24 protein-coding genes are annotated in these 23,405 nt (G+C 70.2%); 14 read left to right on the plus strand and 10 right to left on the minus strand.

From position 1 onward, the window contains the following. Positions 1–105: 105 nt before the first annotated feature. Entirely contained in the window at positions 106–543 is a 438-nt protein-coding gene (locus V8688_RS04935; RefSeq protein ID WP_342800271.1) for an anti-sigma factor, read from the minus strand. Positions 544–940: 397 nt separating this feature from the next. On the opposite strand from V8688_RS04935, the gene V8688_RS04940 reads away from it, so the two are divergent. Continuing rightward, the gene (locus V8688_RS04940) at positions 941–1,273 is read left to right on the plus strand and encodes a plasmid stabilization protein (protein ID WP_218720370.1); all 333 of its coding nucleotides are present in this window, start codon (positions 941–943) and stop codon (positions 1,271–1,273) included. A 9-nt stretch (positions 1,274–1,282) separates the two neighbouring features. Here the strand turns inward: V8688_RS04940 and V8688_RS04945 are convergent, their stop codons facing one another. Beyond that, positions 1,283–2,884: an FAD-binding protein gene (locus V8688_RS04945; RefSeq protein WP_342800272.1), complete on the minus strand. Its 1,602-nt coding sequence runs from the start codon at positions 2,882–2,884 to the stop codon at positions 1,283–1,285. Between the two features lie 93 nt (positions 2,885–2,977). Then, the gene (locus V8688_RS04950) at positions 2,978–3,580 is read right to left on the minus strand and encodes a hypothetical protein (protein ID WP_218720372.1); all 603 of its coding nucleotides are present in this window, start codon (positions 3,578–3,580) and stop codon (positions 2,978–2,980) included. Between the two features lie 224 nt (positions 3,581–3,804). Here V8688_RS04950 and V8688_RS04955 point away from each other — a divergent pair, with 224 nt between their 5' ends. Further along, positions 3,805–5,349 (plus strand): acyl-CoA carboxylase subunit beta, encoded by a 1,545-nt coding sequence (locus V8688_RS04955; RefSeq protein WP_218720374.1) that lies wholly within the window; start codon positions 3,805–3,807, stop codon positions 5,347–5,349. Positions 5,350–5,378: 29 nt separating this feature from the next. Here V8688_RS04955 and V8688_RS04960 read toward each other — a convergent pair whose 3' ends face one another. Continuing rightward, complete coding sequence (locus tag V8688_RS04960) at positions 5,379–7,007, minus strand: alpha/beta-hydrolase family protein (RefSeq protein ID WP_342800273.1); 1,629 nt, start codon at positions 7,005–7,007, stop codon at positions 5,379–5,381. 250 nt (positions 7,008–7,257) lie between these two features. Between V8688_RS04960 and V8688_RS04965 the strand changes: the two genes are divergently transcribed. Further along, positions 7,258–7,584: a hypothetical protein gene (locus V8688_RS04965; RefSeq protein WP_316574880.1), complete on the plus strand. Its 327-nt coding sequence runs from the start codon at positions 7,258–7,260 to the stop codon at positions 7,582–7,584. A gap of 104 nt (positions 7,585–7,688) precedes the next feature. Here V8688_RS04965 and V8688_RS04970 read toward each other — a convergent pair whose 3' ends face one another. Then, positions 7,689–8,333: a hypothetical protein gene (locus V8688_RS04970; protein WP_342800274.1), complete on the minus strand. Its 645-nt coding sequence runs from the start codon at positions 8,331–8,333 to the stop codon at positions 7,689–7,691. Positions 8,334–8,477: 144 nt separating this feature from the next. Here V8688_RS04970 and V8688_RS04975 point away from each other — a divergent pair, with 144 nt between their 5' ends. The 5 genes from V8688_RS04975 to V8688_RS04995 all read left to right on the plus strand — a co-directional run bounded on the left by V8688_RS04975 (position 8,478) and on the right by V8688_RS04995 (position 13,085). After that, positions 8,478–9,644, plus strand: coding sequence for an AI-2E family transporter (locus V8688_RS04975; protein WP_316574882.1), 1,167 nt, complete (start codon positions 8,478–8,480; stop codon positions 9,642–9,644). A gap of 240 nt (positions 9,645–9,884) precedes the next feature. Further along, positions 9,885–10,502 carry a ferredoxin reductase gene (locus V8688_RS04980; RefSeq protein ID WP_342800275.1) on the plus strand — a complete coding sequence of 206 codons (618 nt, stop codon included), beginning with the start codon at positions 9,885–9,887 and terminating at the stop codon, positions 10,500–10,502. 361 nt (positions 10,503–10,863) lie between these two features. Next, positions 10,864–11,661, plus strand: coding sequence for an SAM-dependent methyltransferase (locus V8688_RS04985; protein WP_218720382.1), 798 nt, complete (start codon positions 10,864–10,866; stop codon positions 11,659–11,661). 78 nt (positions 11,662–11,739) lie between these two features. Continuing rightward, positions 11,740–12,057 (plus strand): TetR-like C-terminal domain-containing protein, encoded by a 318-nt coding sequence (locus V8688_RS04990; RefSeq protein WP_342800276.1) that lies wholly within the window; start codon positions 11,740–11,742, stop codon positions 12,055–12,057. 173 nt (positions 12,058–12,230) lie between these two features. After that, positions 12,231–13,085: an acyl-CoA thioesterase domain-containing protein gene (locus tag V8688_RS04995; RefSeq protein WP_342800277.1), complete on the plus strand. Its 855-nt coding sequence runs from the start codon at positions 12,231–12,233 to the stop codon at positions 13,083–13,085. 9 nt (positions 13,086–13,094) lie between these two features. Here the strand turns inward: V8688_RS04995 and V8688_RS05000 are convergent, their stop codons facing one another. Beyond that, positions 13,095–14,630 (minus strand): AMP-binding protein, encoded by a 1,536-nt coding sequence (locus V8688_RS05000; RefSeq protein WP_342800278.1) that lies wholly within the window; start codon positions 14,628–14,630, stop codon positions 13,095–13,097. A gap of 66 nt (positions 14,631–14,696) precedes the next feature. After that, positions 14,697–15,242: a nitroreductase/quinone reductase family protein gene (locus V8688_RS05005; protein WP_342800279.1), complete on the minus strand. Its 546-nt coding sequence runs from the start codon at positions 15,240–15,242 to the stop codon at positions 14,697–14,699. A 1,040-nt stretch (positions 15,243–16,282) separates the two neighbouring features. On the opposite strand from V8688_RS05005, the gene V8688_RS05010 reads away from it, so the two are divergent. The 5 genes from V8688_RS05010 (at position 16,283) to V8688_RS05030 (ending at position 19,947) form a co-directional block, all read left to right on the plus strand. Next, entirely contained in the window at positions 16,283–17,269 is a 987-nt protein-coding gene (locus V8688_RS05010; protein ID WP_255588273.1) for an SMP-30/gluconolactonase/LRE family protein, read from the plus strand. Between the two features lie 47 nt (positions 17,270–17,316). After that, the gene (locus V8688_RS05015; RefSeq protein ID WP_218720571.1) at positions 17,317–17,640 is read left to right on the plus strand and encodes an acyl-CoA dehydrogenase family protein; all 324 of its coding nucleotides are present in this window, start codon (positions 17,317–17,319) and stop codon (positions 17,638–17,640) included. 81 nt (positions 17,641–17,721) lie between these two features. Next, positions 17,722–17,904, plus strand: a complete 183-nt coding sequence (locus tag V8688_RS05020) for a phosphotransferase (protein ID WP_342800280.1) — start codon at positions 17,722–17,724, stop codon at positions 17,902–17,904. A 63-nt stretch (positions 17,905–17,967) separates the two neighbouring features. After that, a complete protein-coding gene (locus V8688_RS05025; RefSeq protein ID WP_255588275.1) occupies positions 17,968–18,204 on the plus strand; it encodes a hypothetical protein in 237 nt (78 codons plus the stop codon). Positions 18,205–18,303: 99 nt separating this feature from the next. Beyond that, positions 18,304–19,947 (plus strand): FAD-dependent monooxygenase, encoded by a 1,644-nt coding sequence (locus V8688_RS05030; protein WP_218720390.1) that lies wholly within the window; start codon positions 18,304–18,306, stop codon positions 19,945–19,947. A 7-nt stretch (positions 19,948–19,954) separates the two neighbouring features. On the opposite strand, the gene V8688_RS05035 is transcribed toward V8688_RS05030, so the two are convergent. After that, positions 19,955–20,341 carry a VOC family protein gene (locus tag V8688_RS05035; protein ID WP_218720392.1) on the minus strand — a complete coding sequence of 129 codons (387 nt, stop codon included), beginning with the start codon at positions 20,339–20,341 and terminating at the stop codon, positions 19,955–19,957. 103 nt (positions 20,342–20,444) lie between these two features. Between V8688_RS05035 and V8688_RS05040 the strand changes: the two genes are divergently transcribed. After that, entirely contained in the window at positions 20,445–21,071 is a 627-nt protein-coding gene (locus tag V8688_RS05040) for a TetR/AcrR family transcriptional regulator (RefSeq protein WP_316574891.1), read from the plus strand. Between the two features lie 7 nt (positions 21,072–21,078). Here the strand turns inward: V8688_RS05040 and V8688_RS05045 are convergent, their stop codons facing one another. Both V8688_RS05045 and V8688_RS05050 read right to left on the minus strand, forming a co-directional pair. Further along, positions 21,079–22,140: a lipocalin-like domain-containing protein gene (locus V8688_RS05045; protein ID WP_316574892.1), complete on the minus strand. Its 1,062-nt coding sequence runs from the start codon at positions 22,138–22,140 to the stop codon at positions 21,079–21,081. A 17-nt stretch (positions 22,141–22,157) separates the two neighbouring features. Further along, positions 22,158–23,396, minus strand: coding sequence for an oxygenase MpaB family protein (locus V8688_RS05050; protein WP_218720561.1), 1,239 nt, complete (start codon positions 23,394–23,396; stop codon positions 22,158–22,160). Between the last annotated feature and the right edge of the window lie 9 nt (positions 23,397–23,405).

The following is a 23,405-nucleotide window of genomic DNA, read 5'->3' on the forward strand; positions in this document are numbered from 1 at the left end:
TGTTCGGCTGTGGGGGCTTCCAATGTCATCGCCAGTTGCCTCGCTTCCGGGCGGTGTTCTCGGATATCTCCGGTATACCCCTTCCGGCGGGAAACTATGCGTGGATCAGGACGCCGCTGGTCCGCGCACCCGGCGGATCCAGCCGAATTCGACGGCGGTCGGGTAGCCGTTGCCGCGCGGATCGAAGTCTTGGTAGTGGGTGCTCAGCGCGTCGGTCAGGGTGGCGACGACATGCCAGCCGAAGGCGTTCTCGTCGATCGCCACCGGGGTGCGGGCGTGGGTGGCGATGCGGGCACCGAGCGCGCCGTCGCCGCCGGTCAGCGTGCATTCGATGACGGCCGCCGGCGCGGCGACCAACACCAGGGCGGTGACCACCTCGTCCACCGCCAGCAGCAGATCGGTGATCTCGTCGAGGGCGAAACCCTCGACGAGCAGAACGGTCTCGGCCAGCGCGTGCGCCATGGTCAATTGATCGAGTTCGGCCTGGACCTGGAATCCGACCGTTCTCGATCGCGGCGTCGTCTCACGATCTTCGTCTCGCACGCGCCGCCTCCCTCGCACACCTCCACCGAATGGTCGCAGACTACCCCGCGTCCGCTGCCCTTCTCGCACAGGACAATCCGGGCATCACTTCGGGTCGTTCCCGGTCGACTCCGGTTCGTCGGGCCGCTTCGGGGACCGTCTTCGGTTCAGCAGAACTACCGCGACGACGACAACGAGCGCAATGATCAGCAGGACCTCCATACGGCGCGCGTACCCACCACCGCCGACCTCAATCGCGATGGATCACGCGAAGTACTTCGCCGGGGTCACGAAGGCATCGATGACCCGAGCACGGGAGTCCCGCGCGGGAATCCGTGGCCACGCGCTGTTTCCCCCTCCCGACGCCGGGTACGGCCACGATGAACGAGATCGGACCTCACCGCAGGAGGGAGCGGTCATGCCGCAGCAAGCGTGGAGCGACAAGCGCGAACGCCAGTACCAGCACATCAAGCAATCCCAGCGCGACCGTGGCGTCGGCGAGGACAGGGCAGAGGAGGTCGCCGCCCGCACCGTCAACAAGGAGCGCGCCCGCGCGGGGGAATCGAAGACGTCGAGCAGACTGTCCCGGACGGATATGTCCTCCGGGCGACGCGGTGGTCAGCGTGCGCACCGGAAGGGACCGCGCGGGCTCACCCGCGATCAGCTCTACGAGGAAGCCCGGAACCGCAATATCGAGGGCCGCTCGAAGATGAACAAGAAGCAGCTGGCCCACGCGCTGGGCCGGGACTGACCCCTCGCGTCAGCTCCCCCGCAGGGCCACGCTGTGCACGCCCGCGCGGCGACCGGAGAAGACGCAGTCGGCCAGCGACAGTCCGCTGACATAGGAGTTCGAACAGATGCCGACCGCGGCGCGTCCCGCCGCGAACAGACCCGGCACGATTCCGCCCGCCTCGGCCCGGACCGCGCCGGTGTCCTCGTCGACCAGCAGGCCGCCGAGGGTGAGCATCGGCATCGGGTAGGTCAGCCGGGCGCTGAACGAGATGTCGAGCAGGGTGAAGGGTCCGGTGCGGAGCGGGCGGCGGATGTCGTCGGGCTTCCCGAGGGGATCGGGCAGATCGTGGTCGATAGCGCGGTTGTGGGCGTCTACCGTCTCGCGCAGCGCGGCCGCGTCGACGCCCGCGCGGGTGGCCGCCTCTTCGACGGTCCGGCCGCGGGCGCGCCCGATCCGCAGCAATCGCTCGGTCTGCATGCGCTGGAACCACACCGACTGCGGTCCGATCTGGGCGCGCGCCTCGGCTTCGAGTTCCGCGTCGACCAGCAGCCATGCCCGGTGGCCGGGACTCGTGGCCACGGCCGCGCCGAGGGCGGCGCCGTAGCGGGATTCGTCGATCATGCGCTGACCCAGCGCATTCACGGCGATCGCGCCGAACAGGGCGCTGGGCGGGGCGATGAAACGCCAGGTCGACAGCGCGTCCATCTTGCCGCTGGCGGCGCCGATCGCCTGGGCCATGGTGATGCCGCTGCCGTCGTCGCCCGCGGTGCCCAGCGGCAGGCCCTGCGACCACGGGTAGTCGGGGGCGTGCTGGGCGACCATCGCGCCGTTGGCGATGAATCCGCCCGTGGTGAGCACGACGCCGGACTTCGCCTGGATCCGCACCGGCGTGCCGTGTTTGCGTTCGATCCGGGCCAGCAGCGCTTCCATCGCGTTGCGCAGACCCGGGTGGTACACGCCGGGTTTCGCCGAGATCCGGGCCAGGGCGGCGAAGCGGCGGCGCACGGCCGCGGGCGCACCGTCGAGGGTGACCGCCTCGATGCCGGTCACCTGGCCGTCCTCGACGACGAGCCGGGTCGCCCGGGTTCCGGTCCGGACGCGCACACCGTGCCTGGCCGCCGAGGCGGCCAGCGGCCCGAACAACGCCTTGCCCGACACACCGGGACCGTGAGCGCGGTGACCACGCTGACGTGGTTTCGCGAGATCCCGGTATCCGCCGGAGTTCTCGCTGCCGGAGTAGTACAGGTAGTAGTCGTCGGACGGGTAGGAGGTCTTGAAGGGACACAGCGACGCCTGGAAGGGCACGCCGTGCCCGGTCAGCCAGTCGATCATCGCCGGCGATTGCTCGCAGAAGCGGCGCAGGGTCGCGGCGCTCACCGCGTCCCCGACCTCGGCTTCCAGGTAGGCGAGCATGGTGTCGACGTCGTCATCGATGCCGGCGTCGCGTTGCACCCAGGTCCCGCCACCGGCGTAGACGATGCCGCCGGACAGCGCCGTCGCCCCACCGCCGAGATACCGGTCGATCGCCAGTACGTCGGCGCCCGCTTCCCGCGCGGTCAGCGCCGCGGCCACCCCCGCCCCGCCGTACCCGACGACCACGACATCGGCCGCACAGTCCCAAGCCCGCACCAGTCCACCTTCCGAGCCGACGCCGACCCCGTCGTCACCGTCCGACCCAACTATAACGTGTTCTAGAAATCTGGCCGGGTGGGTTCCCCGCACCTATCCGTGGACGCGCACCCGCCCGCCGGTCAGTCGCGCGGCGACATGGTCGATCGCCGCCACCGGCTGATCGAGAATGCGCACGGCGGTCCGCAATCCCCGCGTGCCGGCGACCTTCTTGCGCAGCATGCGCTGCACATCGGGGTGGTCGAGCCCGCGCACTCCCACGGTCTGCGGCCCCACTCCCGGGAACAGATCGACCACGAGCAGGTCGTGACCCATCCGACGGTGCAGGCGCAATCCCTGGACGGTGTCCCACGGCAAGAAGACCGAATCCGCCGCGGCGTCGATGCTCAATCGCAGTCCGGCGGGTGAGAGCCGCATCGATGTCGATGGCACCCCCTGGGCCTGCCAAGTCGTCCGCATCTCGCGCAGGCGACGCAGTCTGCGCACCCCGTCGACACCGAAGATCAGCACGACGGGCAACTCCATCAGACCGATCGGCCCCGCCAGCCAAACCAGCAGTGCGGTCATGCCCGCGACGAACACCGCGACCGCCACCTCCACCCAGGCCGACACCGCGGACAGCGTCAGCATCGATGCGCGCGACCGCTGGACAGCGGCGACATCCACCCCGACGACGAACTCCCCCACCGTTTCCATCTCCGGCACGCTACCCGTCTCGACGGCGCAATGTCCTTGCACGGAGTGCATGAGTGCAGACACTGCCACGAAGGTCTCGGCGGCTCGCGTACCCAACGGTCGGAGGGCATTTCGTGGTCGATCACAAACCCGGACACCACCGGTGCGTGGTGGGCACCGGTACTGTGACTAGCGCCCACCGGACGCGGTGCCGGCGTTCCACTGCGACAACCTGGATGTAATCGATGAGTGCTACTGCCGAAAAGCTTGCCGACCTGCGAGAGAAGCTGGAGCTCGCGCAGGAACCGGCCGGAGAGGCGGGAGCCGCCAAGAGAGCGCGCAAGGGCATACCTTCGGCCCGCGACCGCATCAACATGCTCATGGACCCGGGCACCTTCGTCGAGATCGGCGCCCTCGTGCGCAACCCTACCGACAAGAACGCTCTCTACGGTGATGGCGTGGTGACCGGACACGGTCTGGTCGACGGCAGGCCGGTGGCGGTGTTCTCGCACGACCAGACCGTCTACGGCGGCACCATCGGCGAGATGTTCGGCCGCAAGGTCGCCGCCATCATGGGCCTCGCGGGCAAGATGGGCTGTCCCCTCGTCGGCATCAACGACTCCGGCGGCGCGCGCGTGCAGGAGGCGGTGTCCTCGCTGCGCTGGTACGGCGAGCTGGCGACCATGATGGAACCGCTGTCGGGCGCGGTGCCGATGGTCTCGCTCATCCTGGGCAACTGTGCCGCGGGCGCGGTGTATCAGCCGATCTGCACCGATGTCGTGGTCGCGACCGAGAGCGCGCACATGTTCGTCACCGGTCCCAAGATCATCGAGGACGCCATCGGCGAGAAGGTCGACATGGAGGAGCTGGGCGGTGTCTACAACCAGGCCGCCTACGGCAATATCCACCACATCGCCAAGGACGAACCCGCCGCGTTCGAGTGGGTGCGCAACTACCTGAGCTACCTGCCGTCGAGCTCCACCGAGCTCCCGCCGATCGTCAATCCCGGCCTCGAGCCGGACATCACCGAGTCCGACCTCATGCTGGACAAGCTGGTCCCCGACTCCGACAACATGGTCTACGACATGCACGATGTGCTGCTGCGGATCTTCGACGACGGCGAGTTCCACGAGATCGGCGCGGCCGCCACCGAGAACATCATCACCGGCTTCGCCCGCGTCGACGGCAGGCCCGTCGGTGTGGTCGCCAACCAGCCGACCGTGCTGGCCGGCGCGCTCGACGCCAAGGCCAGTGACAAGGCCTCGCACTTCATCCACATCTGCAACGCCTTCGAGATCCCGCTGGTGCTCGTCGTCGACACCCCCGGCTTCCTGCCCGGCGTGGAGCAGGAGAAGGCGGGCGTGATCAAGCGCGGTGGCCGGTTCCTGTTCGCCTACGTCGAGGCCACCGTGCCCAAGGTGACCGTGGTGATCCGCAAGGCCTACGGCGGCGGCTGGGCCGTGATGGGCGCCAAGGCCCTGGGCTGTGACGCCTACCTGGCGTGGCCGACCGCGCGGATCGCGGTGATGGGCGCGGAGAGCGCTGTCGGCCTGACCCAGCGCAAGGTGCTCGAGGCGACGCCCGAGGAGCAGCGCGGCGCGATCCGTCAGCAGATGATCGACTTCTACAACGCGACGATCGCGACGCCGTGGATCGCGGCCGAGCGTGGCTACATCGACCGCGTGATCGAGCCGTCGACCACCCGCCTCGAGATCCGTCGCGCCCTGCACCTGCTGCGGGACAAGAAGGTCGTGCGCTACCCGCGCAAGCACCACCTGCTGCCGCTGTGACCCGGTGCGGGCGGCTGCCCGCCCGCACCTCACTTCCCGTCGCGCAGAACGGACCGCAGCCGCTCGGTGTCGGCCGCGGTCCAGCCGGGCGGTGCGAGGATCGCCGCCCAGGCGTTGGCGATGTCGGCCTGGAAGGTGTGCCCGTGCCCGTCGGGCACGTCGGTCGAGACCGCCATGTCGGCCGAGATCTGTAGGAATGTCACCACCGGGAGCCACCGGGTGCTGGGCAGGACATCGGGTCCGCGCGGCTCGCGCAGCCAATCCGGTTGCCGGAACAGCAGTGTCGGCGTCCACCAGGTGATCGGGTCGGAGGCGTGCTGCAGGTAGACCACCCGCGCGGACGGCCACGGCACGTCGGGGCGGGTCAGATCGGGCGCGCTCGCGACGAAGCGCGCGGTGTGGCCGTCACGGTAGACCGGCAGCCATTCCGGCGAGCCGGGGTCACGGCGCATCGTGGCGTCACGCCAGACCGGGTTGGTGGCGGTCGGTCCGACGAACAGCACGCCGTCGGTGCGGGCGGCCATGTCCTGCACGCTGGAGAACGCCGCTTCACCGCCGAAGGATCCGAGGCTCTCGCCGAAGACCACCAGCTTCGGCCGCCGCTGCGGCGGCAGCGTGTCCCACACCGCGTGCACCGCTTCGAACAGGGCTTGTCCGGCATGGCGGGCCCGTTCCTGGTCGACGATGAACGACAGCCAGCTGGGCAGGAACGAGTACTGCATGCTGACCAGCGCGCTGTCGCCGTTGGCGAGGTACTCCAGGGCCGAGGCGGTGGATTCGTTGATCCACCCGGTGCCCGTCGTAGTCGCGACCCCGAGCACGGCCCGCTCGAAGCCGCCGGCCCGCCGCAGCTCGGCGACCGCGAGTTCGGCTTCGGCCTCGACGGTTTCAGCGGAATCGAGCCCCGTGTAGACCCGGATCGGTGGCCGCGCGGGCCGGCCGTTGAACGCGGTCAGGTCGGCCTCGGTCGGGCCGTTGGACACGAAGATCCGGCCCTGCCTGCCGAGCGAATCCCAGCTCACCAGTGAGCCGGGGCCGCCGGACCGCTCCGGCGACGCGGGCTCGGGTGTGTCCGCGGACGTCTCGTCGTTGACCGCCTCGAACGTCGCGTTCAGCATCGACATCGACGCGCTCGCCACCACACCGTTGAGCAGCGCGATCACCACCGCCACGACGACGATTCCGCCCAGCAGCGCGGCCACCCGCGCCGGCAGGACCCGGCCGAGCAGACCACCGGCCCAGCCCACCAGCGCCCGCCCCCCACGCACGACCACCAGCAGCACCCCGAAGACGAGCACCCCGATCACCGCCATGATCGGATAGGCCGACCACGACAACCCCGCCACACCCATCAGGTCGCGCAGCTCCCGCTGCCAGTCCGCGTACCAGATCAGTGCCACCACGGTGCCCGCGAGCGCCACGATCCCCAGACCCCAGCGCAGCGGGCCCGGCATCGGTGCCGGTTCGCGTTCGAGCACCCACCACAGCAGCGCGGCGAGCGCGACGCCGAGCCCGTAACCGACCGCGGCCGCCGCGCCGGACACGACGCCTTGGAACAGCGGCCCGCGCGGCAACAACGACGGGGTCAACGACAGCCACACCAGGATCAGCGCACCGGTCAGCCCACCGAAACCGTGTCCTCGTGGCGTGGAATTCATCTGTGTCCCCTACGGTTCGATCAGCGACCACCGGCTAGCGCAGGTGCTACACGTTCACCGGAACGCAGGACCAGCAGGTCCCCGCACGGACACCTGAAACTGTACGACCGGCGACGATGCCGCCGCCGGATCCGCTGCGACGCTGCTCCGAATCGTGATCCGGTCCCGATCCGGACCGCCGACGGCGCGGAGAGCCGGGTGTGGCGCGTCGTAGCCGGGAGTTCGCTGTCCGGCGCGCACACTGGAGGTCATGGGATCGTTGTGGATTCTGCTCGGATCGGGTGCGATTCGCGCCGACGAGGTGTCCGAGATCGCGGTCGTAAAGACCGGCCGCGTGGTGGGCGGCCGGGTCGGCCGGGAACAGTACGCGGTCGTCGTGCGCTCGTTCCGCGGCTCCCCGACCGCCGGGCGCGCGCTGTCGCGCACCGTCTGGAGCACCGCGCAGGAGTCCCGGGCCGACACGGTCGCCCGCGCGCTGCTCGATCAATTGATCGCCAGGGCCGACACCGCGGGCACACTGACTGTCGACGCCGCGGGCGCGGTCGAATTCGCGGGTCCGTCCGCCGGATCATCGTGACCGCCCGCCCGACGCCGCGCCGCTCGCTTCGCGCAGCACTACCTAGCCTTGCGGCGCACTGTCCTCCGCCTCCGCCGCCGCGCCACACGGATAACCGAGGTCGATCAGAAGGGATACTCCACGCACAGTTCGCCCGCGAGCCTACGCGTGGCGTGCTCGCGCATGCGCCGCCCGTAGACCGGGTCGGCGGCCAGGTCGGTGTAGGTCTCGAACGCACATCGCACCAGGCCCGCCGCCTCGGCCGCGTAGACGTCGAATCCCGGGAACATCAGACCGGCGTAGGGCATGTCGTCCACGTCGAGGGCCAGCACCGGGTATTCGCCCACCGAATCCGGCTCGCCCACCGCCAGCACGCGCCGGGAATCCGAGCCGCCGGGCAGCAGGAAACACTCCGGGAACTGCCCGGCCAGCGGCTCGTAGAGCTCTCCCCACGGTGGTCCCAGTTCGTCGTCGACCAGCTGGTCCAGGCCGCGCGGGGCGAAGCCGCCGTCGGCCGCGAACCACCCGTGCCGCTCGAACAGGCCGCGGTCGAAGGCCAGCCAGGCCCGCAGGCTCGGTGACAGCGGACGTCCCGACGGGAACACCGTGGCCGCCACCGCGTCCGCCGACATCGGTCGAGGCGCACCGTCGACCCACGGCGTGTAACCGACCCACACGACCGGCTCGAACATCGACCGGCCCGGATCCGACCGCACCACGTCGAGGACCCGTCGCGTCAGACCGACACCGTGCTCGACCTCTACTGTCATGGCGCGCAACGTAACAGGCCACCCCGACAGCCGCTAGCACGCCGATGCCGGTATCACCCCGGTGCAGTGGGCGGCCGGAGCCGGACACGAGTCGGGCCGCGTCGGTGCCGAACTGTGGGTACCCGCGGGGCGACACTGGGATCCGTGGACACCGACTCCCCGGGAACTGCCGCGCCGTCGACCGCACGGGCCAGAATGCCCGAGTGGCTACCGCGGGCGATGGTGCTGGCCTTCGTCCTGTTCGGGTTGTTCCTGCTCGCCGACTGGGCGTTTCGCCGGCTGCTCGGACTGCTGATCGTCCTGCTGGTCGCGTTCTTCGTCTCGCTGGCGATGGAACCGGCCGTCGGCGCGCTGGCCCGGCGGGGTGTGCCACGAGGCCTGGCCACCGCGCTGGTCTTCCTCGGCACCTTCGCGTGCGTGCTGGCCTTCCTCGCGGCGCTGGTGACCCTGCTCGTGGAAACCACGACCAACCTGGCCCACGAAACCCCCCGGCTGCTCGACGAGGGCATCGATCGGGTCAACCGGACCTTCGGCCAGCACTTCACGATGCACGATCTGAGCCAGCGGCTCCTGCGCGAGTCCGACCTGATCGAGGGCTACGCCCGCACCGCCGCCGACAATGTCTGGGGCGTGTCGACCACCGTGCTGGGCGGGCTCGTCCAGCTCCTCACCATCGCGCTGTTCAGCATCTACCTCACCGCGGGCGGACCGCGGGTCCGGCGGACCGTGTGCTCGCTGCTGCCACCGTCGCGCCAGCAGACCTTCCTGCACGCCTGGGATCTCGCCATCGACAAGACCGGCGGCTACCTGTACTCGCGGGTACTGCTGGCCATCGTCTCGGCGATCGCGCACGGGGTCTTCCTGGCCGTCCTCGGTATCCCGAATCCGATCGCCCTCGGCGTGTGGTTCGGCGTGATCTCCGCATTCATCCCGACCATCGGCACCTACATCGCCGCGATCCTCCCGGTGCTCGTCGCCCTGACGGTGGACCCGCTCGACGCGGTCTGGATCATCGTGTTCGCGGTGCTCTACCAGTGGTTCCAGGACTATCTGCTGCAGCCCCGGATCACCGCGCGCACCGTCGACGTGAACGCCGCGATCGCGCTGCTGGCGGTCCTGGCCGGTGGTGCGCTGCTCGGCGCGGTGGGGGCGCTGCTGGCGATCCCGGCCACCGCGACGGTACAGGCTTTCCTGTCCGAATACGTCAAACACTATGCGGTGACCGAGGATCCGCGCATCGAGCAGACGGCCTCGCGCCGGAAACGGGCGCCGAAGGCGCCGGCGCCGACCGCCGACGAGGACACCGAGTAGGGCCGTTCTCAGGGACATCCCCGATGTACGCACTCGGAGTCCTCGCGCCGCTCGCCGACGTGGGAACCGGTGTCGCACTGGGTCGTCCCACGCCGATCGTGTCGCTGTCGGTCCTGGTGATCGCCCTGATCACCCGGAGCGTCCGCTCCCGGCGGACAGGTCGGCCCGCGGCCGCGCGGCAGCACACGCGCGCCTGCACCATCGAGCGGGTCACCACACTCACGCCGGCGGTCGTCCCGGGTGCGCATCGCCTGCGCGGCCGAGCCGTGGGCACCGGGCGCCCACATCGATCTGGTACTGCCCTCCGGCAAGACCCGGCAGTACTCCCTGTGCGGCGACCCCACCGACCGGACCGGGTACGAGATCGCGGTTCTGCGCGACGACGACGGACGCGGCGCCTCCCGGGAGATCCACGCGCTCGTGGCGGGCGACCCGGTGCGCGTGAGCGCCCCACGCGACAACTTCCCCCTCGTCGACGCGCCCGCGTATCTGTTCGTCGCGGGCGGCATCGGGATCACCCCGTTCCTGCCCATGATCGCCCACCTCGACGAGCTCGGCCTGCCCTGGCAGTTGATCTACCTGATCTACCGCGGCCGCTCCCGCGCCACCATGCCCTTCGCCGAGGAGTTGCTCCACCGCTACGGCGCCCGCGTGAGCGTGCTGCCCGCGGACACGACCCCGCGTCCCGACCTCGCCCGGCTCGTCGCCGATCAACCCGACGGCACCGCCGTCTACTGTTGTGGTCCGGCGAGCTTGGCCGAGGCATGGCCGAACAGGCCGGACCCGCACTGCATCTCGAACGTTTCACTCCGCCCGAACGCCACGACGCACCCGCCACCGAGTTCGACCTGTACCTGACGCGCACCCGTCGCCTGGTCCACGTCCCCGCCACGACGAGCGCCCTCGACGCCCTGCGCACGGCAGTTCCCTCGGCTCCCGGATCGTTCGAGAACGGGCTGTGTGGCAGCTGTGTTCTCCGCGTCGAGGCCGGGTGCCCCGACCACCGCACCGACGTCGCGGCGAACGCCGCGGGGATCTTCCACCCCTGCGTGTCGCGCTCCCGCGACCCGCTCCTGGTGGTCGATGCCTGATCTCGGCCGTAGGAGGCCACCGACCGGAGTGAATCTTGTACTGTCACAACAGATCAGCAGCTGCCCACTGCCAGCACCGCTCGCCCCGGGTAGCTGACGCCGTAGAACTCTGCTGAGGAGCCAGGTTCATGACCGAAACCGACACCCCGGTGATCCGGACCGATATCCCCCACTCGGCCCGGATCTGGAACTACTGGATGGGTGGCCAGGACAACTACGAAATCGACCAGATCGCCGGTGACGCCGGGCTGGCCGTCGACCCCGACATCTCCACGATGGCCGTGCAATCGCGCCAGTTCCTGATCCGCGCCGTGGGCTTCCTCGCCCGCGAACGCGGCATCCGGCAGTTCCTCGACATCGGCACCGGCCTGCCGACCATGCAGAACACCCACGAGGTCGCCCAGAGCATCACCGCCGACGCGCGCATCGTCTACGTCGACAACGACCCGCTGGTGCTCACCCACGCTCGCGCCCTGCTGCGCAGCACCACCCCGGAAGGCGTCACCACCTACATCGACGCCGACTTCCACAACCCCGAGCAGATCGTCGCCGACGCGCGCAACGTCCTCAACTTCAACGAGCCGATCGCGGTGATGTTCATGGGCGTGCTCGGCCATGCCCGTACCTACGAGGACCTGCTCCGGATCGTGCGCACCGTGGTCGGCGAGGTGCCCTCGGGCAGCTACCTGATCATGTGGGACGGCACCGACGACAGCCAGGCCTACGTCACGCTGTGCGAGAACTACACCGGTACCGGCGGCACCCCGTACATCCCGCGCCCGCAGGCACAGATCCGCGCCGTGTTCGACGGCCTGGAACTGGTCGACCCCGGCTTCGTGTCGATCACCCAGTGGCGCCCCGACACCGTCGAAGTGGGCGAGGTGCTGCCGATCTCGGCCTACGGCGCCGTAGCGCGCAAACCCTGATCACTCCCCCGCCGCACCGGCAGAGCGACACGCCGCACCAGCCACTCTGCCGGTCGGGACGGGGATAGTCTCGACCGGATGGATGCGCACAGCCGGTCCCCCGGCGGCGGCGTCCTGCGCGCCGTGCTGAGCGAGACCCACCGCCGTCCCGCCCTCCTGGCGGCCCTGCGCGAGTCGCTCTTCGATCCCCGCGCCGCCGAACTGCGCACACTGGTGCGCGCCGCGGCCGCGGGCGAGATCCGGGCCGAGGCCGTCGCGACCCCGGCCGCCACCCTCGGCCCGGAACTGGTGATGTTCCGCTTCCTGACCGGGGGCAGCCCGGTCGCCGACACCATGATCACCGAGATCGTCGACGACGTCTTCCTGCCGCTGCTCACCCGCATCCCGACCGAATAGTGTTTCGGCACAGAAACATTCATGTGACATCCGAGAGCCGCGGTAGCGAACGCCGCGTGCCGGACGCAAAGATGAGGAGACCGCCGACTCGCCCACCGGGACGGTCCGGGAGTCGAGCGCCACACGACGCCGCGCGTGGAGCGAGATCGCCTATGCCGCAAGGGAGTTCGCCGGTGAGCCGAGCATTCTTTCACACGACAGTCGATCCACGAACGCAGACCGAGATCCTGCTGCCGCAGCCCGAGGCGGTCGCCGGTTGGGAGGGCGGCCAATTGCGCGGGATGGCCGTCGGCGCGGCGCTGGCACGCGCGGTGGAACGCGAGGTCGCCGCCGCCGGCCGGACCGACCTGCGCCCGGTCCGGTGGACCCTCGACATGTTCCGCCCGGTCTTTCTGCGCCCCTGCCGGATTCGCGTCACCGTGGTGCGCGACGGGCGCAGGCTCGCGCTCTTCGACGCCGTTTTGATCCAGGACGATCGACCGGTCGCCCGCGCAGGCGCGCTGTACCTCCGTCCCGGCGCCGATCCGGCGGGCGTCTGCTGGTCGCCCGGCACCACCGCCGATCCCCCGCCGATCGACCGGCTCCCGGAACCCGGTCGCGATCGGGTGTACTTCAGTGAAGACGCGGGCTGGGGGCCGGACCCGCGCACTCACCACAATGTGGGCCGCACGGGGATCTGGCATCATCCGATCGCGGTCGTCGCCGACGAGGAACCGACGCCGTTCCAGTTCGTCGCCGGACTGGCCGACGTGACCAATGTGATCGCCCATCTCGGCAGCAACGGCCTCGAGTACATCAACGCCGACGCCACCCTCACGCTGACCCGCCTGCCGGAGGGCAACGAGGCCGGGCTGATCTGTCTGGATCGGCTGGCCGAGGACGGCATCGCGATCGGCACGGCCGCCGTCTACGACCGCAAGGGGGTGTTCGGCACCACGACGGTCAGTTCGCTGGCCAATGCGCGAGGCGCCGCCGATCTGAGTGTCATCGGCACCCTGGCGCGGGTGGGCGCCGCCCAGGCGGGCTGATCCGGTCGATCACGGCGCGGCGCGCAGTTCCCGCCTGTACAGCTTGCCGGAGTCGTCGCGCGGAAGCTCGGCCACGATGCTGATCCGCGAGGGCAGTTTGTAGGCGGCGAGTTGCTCGGCCAGCGCGGCCGCGACCTGATCGGGAGCGAGCTCGTGGCGGGGCCGGGCGACGAGATAGAGCTCGAGTGCCTCGCCGAGGTCGTCGCCGGAGGGCACGCCGATCGCGGCGGCGTCCTCCACCCCGGGCAGCGCCATCGCCGCGTTCTCGATCTCGGCCGGGTAGATGTTCACTCCGCCGCGGATCACCACCTCGCTCGATCGCCCGGTCAGGAACAGGTACCCGTCGGCATCGAGGTAGCCGGTGTCGCCGACCCACAGCAGATCGCCGCGGGTGACCGCCGAGCCCGCCCGGTGCAGGTACTCGAAGCGCGGCCAGTAGTCGGCTCCCCGGACGAACACCCGCCCGGGCTGCCCGGCGGGCAATTCCGCGCCGTCCTCGTCCAGGATCGCGACCGCGGACCCGTCGGCCGGGCGCCCGACGCTGCCGGGCCGCGCCAGCCATTCCGTGGCGCCGATCCAGGTGATGGTGCCGGTCTCGGTACTGCCGAAGTACTCGATCACCGCGTCGCCGAACCAGTCGATCGCCGCTCGTTTGATCGCGGGCGGGCACGGCGCCGCCGAATGGATCAAATGGGTCAGGCTGCCGGTGTCGTAGCGCTCGCGCACCTCGGCGGGCAGCGACAGCAGCCGCGACAGCATCGTCGGCACGATCTTGGCCTGCTGGATCCGGTGCCGATGCACCAGTCGCAGGAACCGTTCGCTGTCCCAGCGCGGCATGATGGTGATGTCGGTGCCCATCCGCAGCGCCAGCACCGCCACCGCGTTCGGCGAGGTGTGATACATCGGCCCGGCCACCAGCATCCGCCCACCGGGCGCCAACCCCATCCGCCGCGCGATGCCGCCCGCGATGGACAGCAGTTGATGTGGCGTCATCCGTTCCCGCAGTACGCCTTTGGGAGTCCCGGTGGTGCCGGAGGTGTAGATCAGTCCCATCGAATCGGCCACCGCGCCTTCGAGATAGCCGACCGGCTCGTCTTGGTCGGCGATCCATTCCTCGAGTAGCGGATGCCGCCCCGTGGGCACGGACAGGGCCTGGTCGAGCCCGGCCTCGACGAGTGTCGGCGCGGGCATGGCGATCTCGACGATCCGGGCTGAGCTGCCCGCGCGGTCGCGGGCATCCTCGACGGTGGCGACGAACTCGGTGTGCGCGAAGATCACGCGCGGCGCGCAATCGGCGAGCACATGGGCGATCTCCCCCGCGCGCCAGCGGGTGTTGATCGGTACCGGGTTCGCCCCTGCCGAGGCGATGGCCAGTGAGACCTCGAGGAATTCGATGTCGTTGCGGGCCAGGACCGCGACGCGGTCGCCGCGCCCGACGCCGGCGGCGAGCAGGGCCGAGGCGAGGCGGCCCGCGCGGTCGTGCGCATCGGTGTGGGCGCGCACCCGTTCGCCGCAGCGGATGATCGGAGTCGGGGAGTCGGCCATCGCTACCTTCGGTCGGGAGTCGGTGCCCCTCAGCGTATGCGGCACCGCGCGCCTCGGCCGAGCTGCTCAGATGTCCAAGTCGATCGCGACGGCCCGCCCCGTGCGGAACCAGTAGTCGTGCAGGGCACGGATCTTCGCGCGGGAGGGCACCCCGCGCAGGTGGATCGCGCACTCACCGAAATCGACCGGGACGACGGTGTCGCACAGCAGCGCGCGGGCGACGGCGAGTTCCGCCGGATCGGTGATCTCGCTGGCCGTCCCGTGCAACGCCCCGTCGCGCAGTTCCAGGGTGACGCGCGGATCGGCCCGGATATTGCGCAGCCACGCGTTGACCGCCTGCGGCTGGTCGAGGGTGATCTGCGGCGGCATCAACTGCACCAGATAGGCCCGGTCACCCGCACGCATCACCCGCACGCACTTCGGGCGCGGCAGACCGGTCTTGCGCCCGGTGGTGGTGAGGATGCCGTAGCCGCGCGGAACACGCAGCCGGAACCACGGCAGCATCGCCGCGCTGAGCCACTTGCCGTCGCGCCGGCGGCGGATCAGCCGACCGTGTCTGCCGACCTCGGCCTGCGCCGCCGCGCGCCGGGCCCGCTGGTCTGCGTCGTCCATCTGTCCATGATGCGCCCGTCGGCACCGGACCGTCGCCGCTTGGCAGGTCAGCGTGACGGCGGCGAGTCGCGGTGCAGGAGCCACCACGCGACGATGAGATCGTCGGTTCGGCCGAGATCGAGGCCGGTGAGCTCGGCGAAGCGCGTGAGCCGATTGCGGACGGTATTGCGGTGCAGAACCAGCGTGGCCGCCGTGTCGTCGATGCGCTGGTCGCAATCGCGGTAGGTCGCGACGGTGCCGAGGATCTCCTCGGCGCCGCTGTGGCTGCGCAGCGGCGCCAGGTGCCTGTCGGCGAGCAGTCGCGCATTGTCCTCGGCCTCCGCGAGCAGCGGCAGCGGACCCAGCGACCCGAGATCGACCAGGCCCGATCTGCCGTGGCGAATCGCGAGATCGAACGCGCCTGCCGATACGACGCCGCGGCGTCACCGAGCAGCATCGCCGATCCCACGGCGACCACGCTGCCCGTGGGCAGCGCGTCCGGGGTGCGTGGCAGCAGGGCGACCAGATGCTGGTCAACGCCGTGTCGACGACCGGCAGCCTTGCTGTCGATCCCCGGGCGCGCAGCGCGGCGAGCAGGTCGGTCGCGGCGGCGGTGCCGTTCCACGCGGCGCAGGCGATCCGATAGCGATGCTCGGGGTCGAGCCCGTGGTTGCGGGCCTCTGCGCGCAGGACGGCGGGCGCGACTGTGCCGTCGACGAGACTGCGCAGGAAATCGGCGCGGTGCGCGGCCCCCGCCATCGCCCGCTCCTGCAGCACTCGGTGGACCGCGGTAGCGGACGCGGTCGCCCATTCCCAGGTGAGGTCCTGCATCTCGTCGATCTCGCCGGCGCTGACCCCGTGCGCGGCGGCGCGGCGGCGGATCAGCTCGAGCGCGGGCACCGGCCTGCTGGTGTGCATGCGCACAGTCAACTCGGTTGGCGCTCCCATTTAAACGCCGCCGACCGGGCAGCAGAATGGCATGTGCACAGGAAGCGCTGCAGTGAGCGGCGCTCGATCGCTGGGAGGTACGCATGGTCGTCGGTGGTCGGTCCGGTCCCCGGATGACGCCGGTTCGCTGGTCACCGCCGACAGCGACACCGCGCGCCGGGCAACGCCGCAGCACCCCGCCGATGCCCGCGGTACGGCGGATCGAACTGCCCGGCGTCGGTCCCGAGGACGTGGTTATCGGCGCCGACGGCCTCGTCTACACCGGAATCGCCGATGGCCGGATCCTGCGGGTCGACATCGCCACCGGGGCCGTCGAAACGGTCGCGAATACCGGCGGCCGCCCACTGGGTCTGTGCGCGGGCGCCGACGGTTCGCTGCTCGTCTGCGACGCCCATCGCGGCCTGCTGCGCTGGTCCGGAACCGACGTCGAGGTCCTGGTGGATGCCGTCGACGACGGACCCCTGAACATGGCCAGCAATGTCGTCGAGGATCCGCGCGACGGCACCGTCTACTTCACGGCCTCGTCGCGTCGCTGGCCCCTGGACCTGTGGATGGGCGATCTGCTCGAGCACTCCGGTACCGGTCGGCTGTTCCGGTACTCCCATGACGGCCGAACCGAGTCCCTGCTGGATGGCCTCCAGTACGCCAACGGTGTCGCGTTCGCGCCCGATCAGGCATCACTGATCGTCGCCGAGACGGCCGCGTATCGGCTCAGCCGCTACTGGTTGCATGGCCCGAAGGCCGGCACGTGCGAGGTGCTGATCGACAATCTGCCCGGCTTCCCCGACAACCTCGCCCTCGGCTCCGACGGACTGATCTGGGTCACGCTGGCCTCGCCCCGCAATCCCCTGCTCGATCTGCTGCTCCCCATGCCGACTCTCGCGCGAAAGCTGTTGTGGCGGATACCCGATCGGCTCAAGCCGCGCCCCGTCCGCACCGCCTGGGTGCTCGCCGTCGACGACCACGGGACCGTCGTCCACGATCTACAGCGCGACGGCGCGGACTACGCGATGGTCACCGGCGTCGCCGAGGCGCACGGCACCCTGGTGCTGGGCAGCCTCGACGAATCCGCGATCGCACTCACCCACCTCCCGTCCTGAACCCGGCTATCGCCTGCCGCCGTCACCCTTCCACCGAAAGCACAGCCATGGACTTCGCTCCCAGCGCCCGCGCCACCGATCTCGTCGCCCGAGTGCGCGCCTTCGTCGCCGAGGAGATCGCCCCGATCGAGGCCGACTACCACCGCAGCGTGGCCACGCTGCGCGAGACCGGCGGCGATCCGTGGGATCCCCTGCCCGTGCTCGGTGAGCTGCGTGCGAAGGCACGCGCGGCGGCCATCGGGCCGACGGCGCACACGACATGGCCCGCGAGTACCGCGTGCAATCCGCCCTCGGCCCGGTATTCGACTACGCGCCGTCGACGGTGGCGTTGTGCGAGGACTAGACGGTCCTCGGTTCGCCGTTCTATCTGATGGAACGGCTCGACGGAACAATCCCCCGCAGGGAACTCCCACCCGAATCCTGCTGGACACCACCGCGCGTGCGCGCCCATCATGTCCTGGCTGGCCGCCCACCAGCCGCCCGATCGCCCAGCGGTACTGATCCACAACGATTTCCGCTTCGACAACATCGTGCTCGACCCCACCGACCCCACCCGGCCGATCGGTTTGCTCGACTGGGAGATGGCCACCATCGGCGACCCACTCATGGATCTCGGCGCCGCCCTCGCCTACTGAGTCCAGGCCGACGACAACCTCGCCGTCAAGTTCTTCCGGCGCCAGCCGACGCACGCCCCAGGCATGCTGACCCGCGACGACGTGGTCGAATACTATTGCCGCCATGCCGGAATCGGTCTCACCGGCCGCGAATGGGCGTTCTACGAAGTCTTCGGCCTGTTCCGTCTGGCGGTGATCTGCCAGCAGATCTACTACCGCTATTCTCACCGCCAGACCACCAACCCGGCCTTCCGCTCCTTCGGCCTGGCCGTCCGGCTCTTGGAATGGCGCTGCCGGGCTGTCATCCGCGGCATCGGGTAGGCACGCCGGGTTCCAGCCGCCGGCGATTCAGCTTTTCGACGCCCGGGCGTACGATCAGCAAACACACTGAGGCGGGGTAGTCCAACGAGGTGATGTCGCATGGTCGAGACGGATGTCCTGGTCGTGGGCGCCGGTCCGGTGGGCACGGCGGCCGCGGTCGAACTGGTCCGGCGCGGGGTCCGCTGCCGGATCGTCGATTCGCAGGCCCACCCGCCGCGCTATGCGAAAGCGGTCGGCATCCAGCCTCGCACGCTGGAGCTGTTCGAGCAGATGGGCATTCTCCGCGACGTTCTCGACGCCTCGATCCTGATGCGCGGCCAGCTCGTCTTCGTCAACGGTGTCGAGTCGGGCCGGCTCGATCTCACGCTGCCCCCCGAGGTGCCGTTCGGGTTCGTCGGGCTCCCCCAGTACGAGACCGAGCGCATCCTGTGGAACCGCCTGGCATCGCTGGGCACGCACGTCGAACGCGGGGTCACGGTGACCGGGTTCACCCAGGACGACGACGGGGTCGACGCGGTGCTCGCCGGACCGGACGGGGAAGACACCGTGCGGGCGCGATATCTCGTCGGCTGCGACGGCGCGCACAGCATCGTCCGTAAGACCCTCGGGCTGACCTTCGAGGGCGCGGCCTTCACCGACCAGTACATGCTCGGCGATGTCGAACTGGATTGGTCACAGCCGCGCGGGTACGCCATCCGGGCGATGCACCAGACCGACGGCGTCACCGACGACACGCTGGCGTGCATCCCGCTGCCCGGCCGTCATCGGTACCGCGTCTCCATGCGGGTGCCGCCGGAGCTCGAGATAGGCACGGGCGGCGACGGCGTGGCACACGGCTTCGGCAGTGGTCCGGCCCCCGAATTGGCGCACCTCCAGGCGGTGCTGGACCGGTTGTCGCCGGAGCCGACGACGGCCTCGCACCTGCGCTGGTCCTCGGTGTTCCGGATCAGCCACCGCATCGTCGACGCCTATGGGCGCGGGCGGGTCTTCGTCGCCGGCGATGCGGCCCATATCCACCCGCCCACCGGCGCGCAAGGCATGAACACCGGCATCCAGGACGCCCACAACCTGGCCTGGAAACTGGCCCTGGCGGTCGCCGGGCTGGCCGCCTCGCCACTGCTGGCCAGCTACGACGCCGAGCGCCGACCCGTCGGCGAAGAGGTCGTCGGCCGCACCGTGCGTCATGCCCGAGACGGGATCGGCGCCGGTGACCCCGACCCCGAACGGGCACTGCTGCGCGAAGCCCAGTTGCTCATCGACTATCGGGACAGTCCCCTGGTGTTCGCTTCTCCCGCCGGTTCCCCCGCGCCGACCGCGGGCAGTCGCGCTCCGGACGCGACCGGCCTGACCCGCGACGCGGTGGCCTCACCCTTCCGACTGTTCCCGCTGCTCGCGGGCCCGGACCACACGCTGCTGTGCTACGCGGACAGCACCTGCGACGCCGCGACGCTCGACGAGATCGAGAGCCGCGTCGACCTGCTCCGGGAACTCAGCGACGACCGGCTCGACGCCTACCTCGTCGCCGCGCCCGGCGCCGCGATCGGACCGACCGTGCTGCCGGTGATCCACGACCGCGACGGCGACTTCGCCCGGCAGTACCGTCCCGGCCCCGGCGCGGTGTATGTCGTGCGGCCCGACGGCTATCTCGGGTATGCCGCGTCTCCGGCGTCGTCGCACGATCTCGCCCGCTACTTCGGCGCGATCTTCGCCACCGCGCCGGAGGGCGTGGCCGGGACCGCCTGAGCGCGCGTCAGCTCCGCGCGGCCTCGATGCGGCGGCGCAGCAGGCAGAATTCGTTCCCTTCGGGATCGGCCAGGACATGCCAGGACTCCTCGCCGGTCTGCCCGATCTCGACCGGACGCGCTCCCGCGGCGAGCAGCCTGCGCAGTTCCGCGTCCTGATCGCGGTCGGTCGGATTGACGTCCAGGTGCAGGCGCAACTTCTCGCGTTTCGGTTCCGTGCTGCGGCTCAACAACAGGGTGGGCTGGGGTCCGCCGAATACTGTTCCGGGAGCGCCGATCTGGATATCGCCCTCGTCTCGGTCGAGTTCGACGAAGCCGAGCACCTCGCACCAGAAGTCCGCCAGCAGTTGCGGATCGGCGCAGTCGAGGACGAGTTCGGTGATCCGGCAGGCCATGCCTGCGACCCTACGCGCGCGCCGCGGGCACAACCAGGGACGACGCCCGATCCGCGGTCGACGAGACGATAAGCTGACGCGTGCAGGCGACAGGAAGGCGACCATGACCCCCAGGGCCGAGGACCCGCGACCGACCGCGCCGGTGTCCAAGCGCAAAGCGGCGGCGGCCGGGCGCGCGGCACGCAGGCTCGGGGTCGAGGACTGGACGAACGCGGCGCTCGGCGTGCTCTTGCGCGACGGGGTCGCCGGCATCACGATCGCCAAGCTGTGCGAGGAACTCGGGGTCACCAAGGGCAGCTTCTACTGGCATTTCGACGGCATCGATCAGCTGCTGGAGACGACGGCGCAATTCTGGTGCGCCGATCAGAACGACGCGGCACGCGGGTTCCAGGGCCTCGAGGAATTGCCGCCCCGGGAGCGGCTGGCGCGGATGGGCGAGCTGCTCACCGCGGAGCGGGTGTGGCAGATCGAGCTCGCGGTGCGGGACTGGGCGCGCACCAACGCCAAGGTGGCCGAGGCGGTCAAGGCGCTGGATCAGCGGATCTTCCACGCGCTGTCCGACACCCTCGTCGACATGGGATTCTCCGCCGATCAGGCCGAGATGCGCGCGGGCCTGATGTGTTTCGCCGGCATCGGCTTCGTGCACGGCAACCAGAATCTCCCGGTGCCGACCGAGGATCAGCGCCGGGAGTTCTTCCGATTCGTCACCAGCAGGGAGTCCGGCGACTGAGGCCGGGTCAGGTCAGCGCGACCAGTTCGTGCAGGGTCGTCCCGCTGCGGCGCTGCGTTCCCGACGGGGTACGCACGGTCAGCGCGAAGGTGGACTCGAACCGGAAGTAGCCCGGGTGCCCGACCAGGCGGTGCACGAGCGGTTTGATCAGCCGTGAGCGCGCCACCGGCACATCGTCGAGCAGGTCGTGGGCGTGGATGACGCGCACGACGTCCAGGCGCAGGTCGAGGCTGCCCGGCACGGTCAGCTCCACCCACTCGGGGTAGGTCCGGCCCGCGGTGGCGTCGAAGCGCGCAGGTCCCTCGGTGAGGACGGTTTCGCCGGTGGACAGCACGATCTGGTCGTGGTGGGCGAGCATCAGCGGGCTGATCTCGTGGCCGCCCCGGCGCTGCTGGGTCAGGACCGAGGCGAACAGCAGGGAGTAGTCCTCGACGTAGAGCCGTCCCCAGTGCCAGCGCTCGATGATCTTCTTCATGTCGCCGACGCCCCAGTTGTGGTCGTGGTAGCCACGTCCGGTGACCTCGTGACGCACGCCGTCGAGCTCGATCGCCCCGCTCACCCGTGCGCGTGGGGCGCCGACCATCCAGCCGAAGGAATCCCGGGCGCCGAAGCGGGTTTCGCCCTTGCCCGGCATCCAGCTGGGCACTTCGTTGTGGAACCGCAGGTCGAAGACGATGCCGTCCTCGGCCATCCAGAGGTGATGGATCGGCAGGCCGTCGGCACCGGCTTCGGTGCGCGCGGTGTTGTGGCCGACACGCACGTCGCAGGCGTCGGCCGAGAACGACGTCGCGGAGCGCGGATAGCGCCGCGACACCTGGCGGCGGGTGCCGTCGGGGGCGTAGACCATCATCTCCACCCACGGGCGTGCGGTCGGCAGGTCCTCGGGCCTGCGTTTGGTGAGGAAGCCGATCACCACGTGCCCGGTGTCGAGGTGGGCGTCGAAGTACCAGTGTTCGAAGGCGAGCCTGCTGGACGAGGGATGTAATCCGTTGTGCCGCGGTTCGACCGGTGTCAGGACGCCGTCGCGGCGTCCCGGTCCGTTCCACACTTCGACGATATCGGTACTCATGGCTGCTCTCGGTCGGTTCATCGGCGCAGAGCGCCGCTGGCGTCGAAGGCCGCTTCCCGGCCCTGCATCTGGGCGCGATACCAGTTCTCGCGATGCCACAACATCAGCTTCTCGTGCGCCCGCGCGAACGGGGGGCAGAGGCGGCGCGCGAGTTCCATGACGGTGATCAGCGGGAACCGGACGATCGGAATGGCGATCCACGGGAACGCCGGCGGCATCGTGTAACGACGGCGGGTGCCGGGCGCCATGTACATCGCGGAGTACACGGAATTGATCCGGTAGTTGTACCTTTCGCGCAGCCGGGTCAGACCGCGATGACCATCGCGCGGGGCGAAGGCCGCCGGATAGGACTCGATCAATTCCGTTCCGTGCTGCCCCGCGTCGTAGGACCGCGAGGCGATCGTCATGGCCAGCACCCGCAGCGCGTCCCGCACGGTCTCCGGGTACCAGCGCAATCGCACGCCCAGCAGATGGCCCATGTACTTCTGGAAGTGCAGCAGCGCACGGATTTCCGACGGAGTCGTCTGGTAGCCCAGCGCCCACAGTCCCAGGCCGGGAGTCACGCTGCCTGCCAGCAGGGTCAGCAGCTGGTAGGTCTGGCTGATCGGCAGACCCCACCGCTCGGTGTCCCATTCGGGGTGCGCGGCGACCTTCGCCCGCACCGAGACGTGCATGACCCGCACCTTCAGCGCGGTCGCGCGGCCCGCCGAGCCCGGGGTCAGCAGCGCGTCGCGGGCCGAGACATCCATCCAGAAGCGGGTGGTCTCCAGGAACCGGCGCAGGGCGCTGTCGCCGGCGTAGCCGCCCGCGAGCGACAGCGGGGTCGCGACCGCCGCCTCGGTGTACATCTCGAGCGTCTCGGCGCCGGCGAAGCTGAACAGCATGGTGCCCCAGCGCCGCCAGATCGCCGCGCCCTGTTCCACCAGCTCGGGTACCACCCAGTCGGGCACCGTCTCGAACTCGGCGAACAGCGCGCGCATGGAGTCCGGGGCATCGGGCACCGCGTCGATACCCTCGGCCAGCGCCTGCTCCAGCATGCGGCGCCCGGCCTTCGCCCCGATCTCGCCGTGCATCACCTCGGCGACGAACCGTTCGGCCACCGGGTCTCCGGCGAACAGGTCCGCGCACAGCGCCGCGGCCTGTTCGTCACTGGGAAACAGCGACTGTCGGGTCACCGTGGTGAACAGACGCTCGATCCGGCGCACCGTCGCGGTGCCGCGCGCCTCCCAGTAGCGGAAGGCGGTGGGGCACCGCACCGGTGGCTG

Source organism: Nocardia sp. No.11 (assembly GCF_038752175.1).
Taxonomy (GTDB): Bacteria; Actinomycetota; Actinomycetes; order Mycobacteriales; family Mycobacteriaceae; genus Nocardia; species Nocardia canadensis.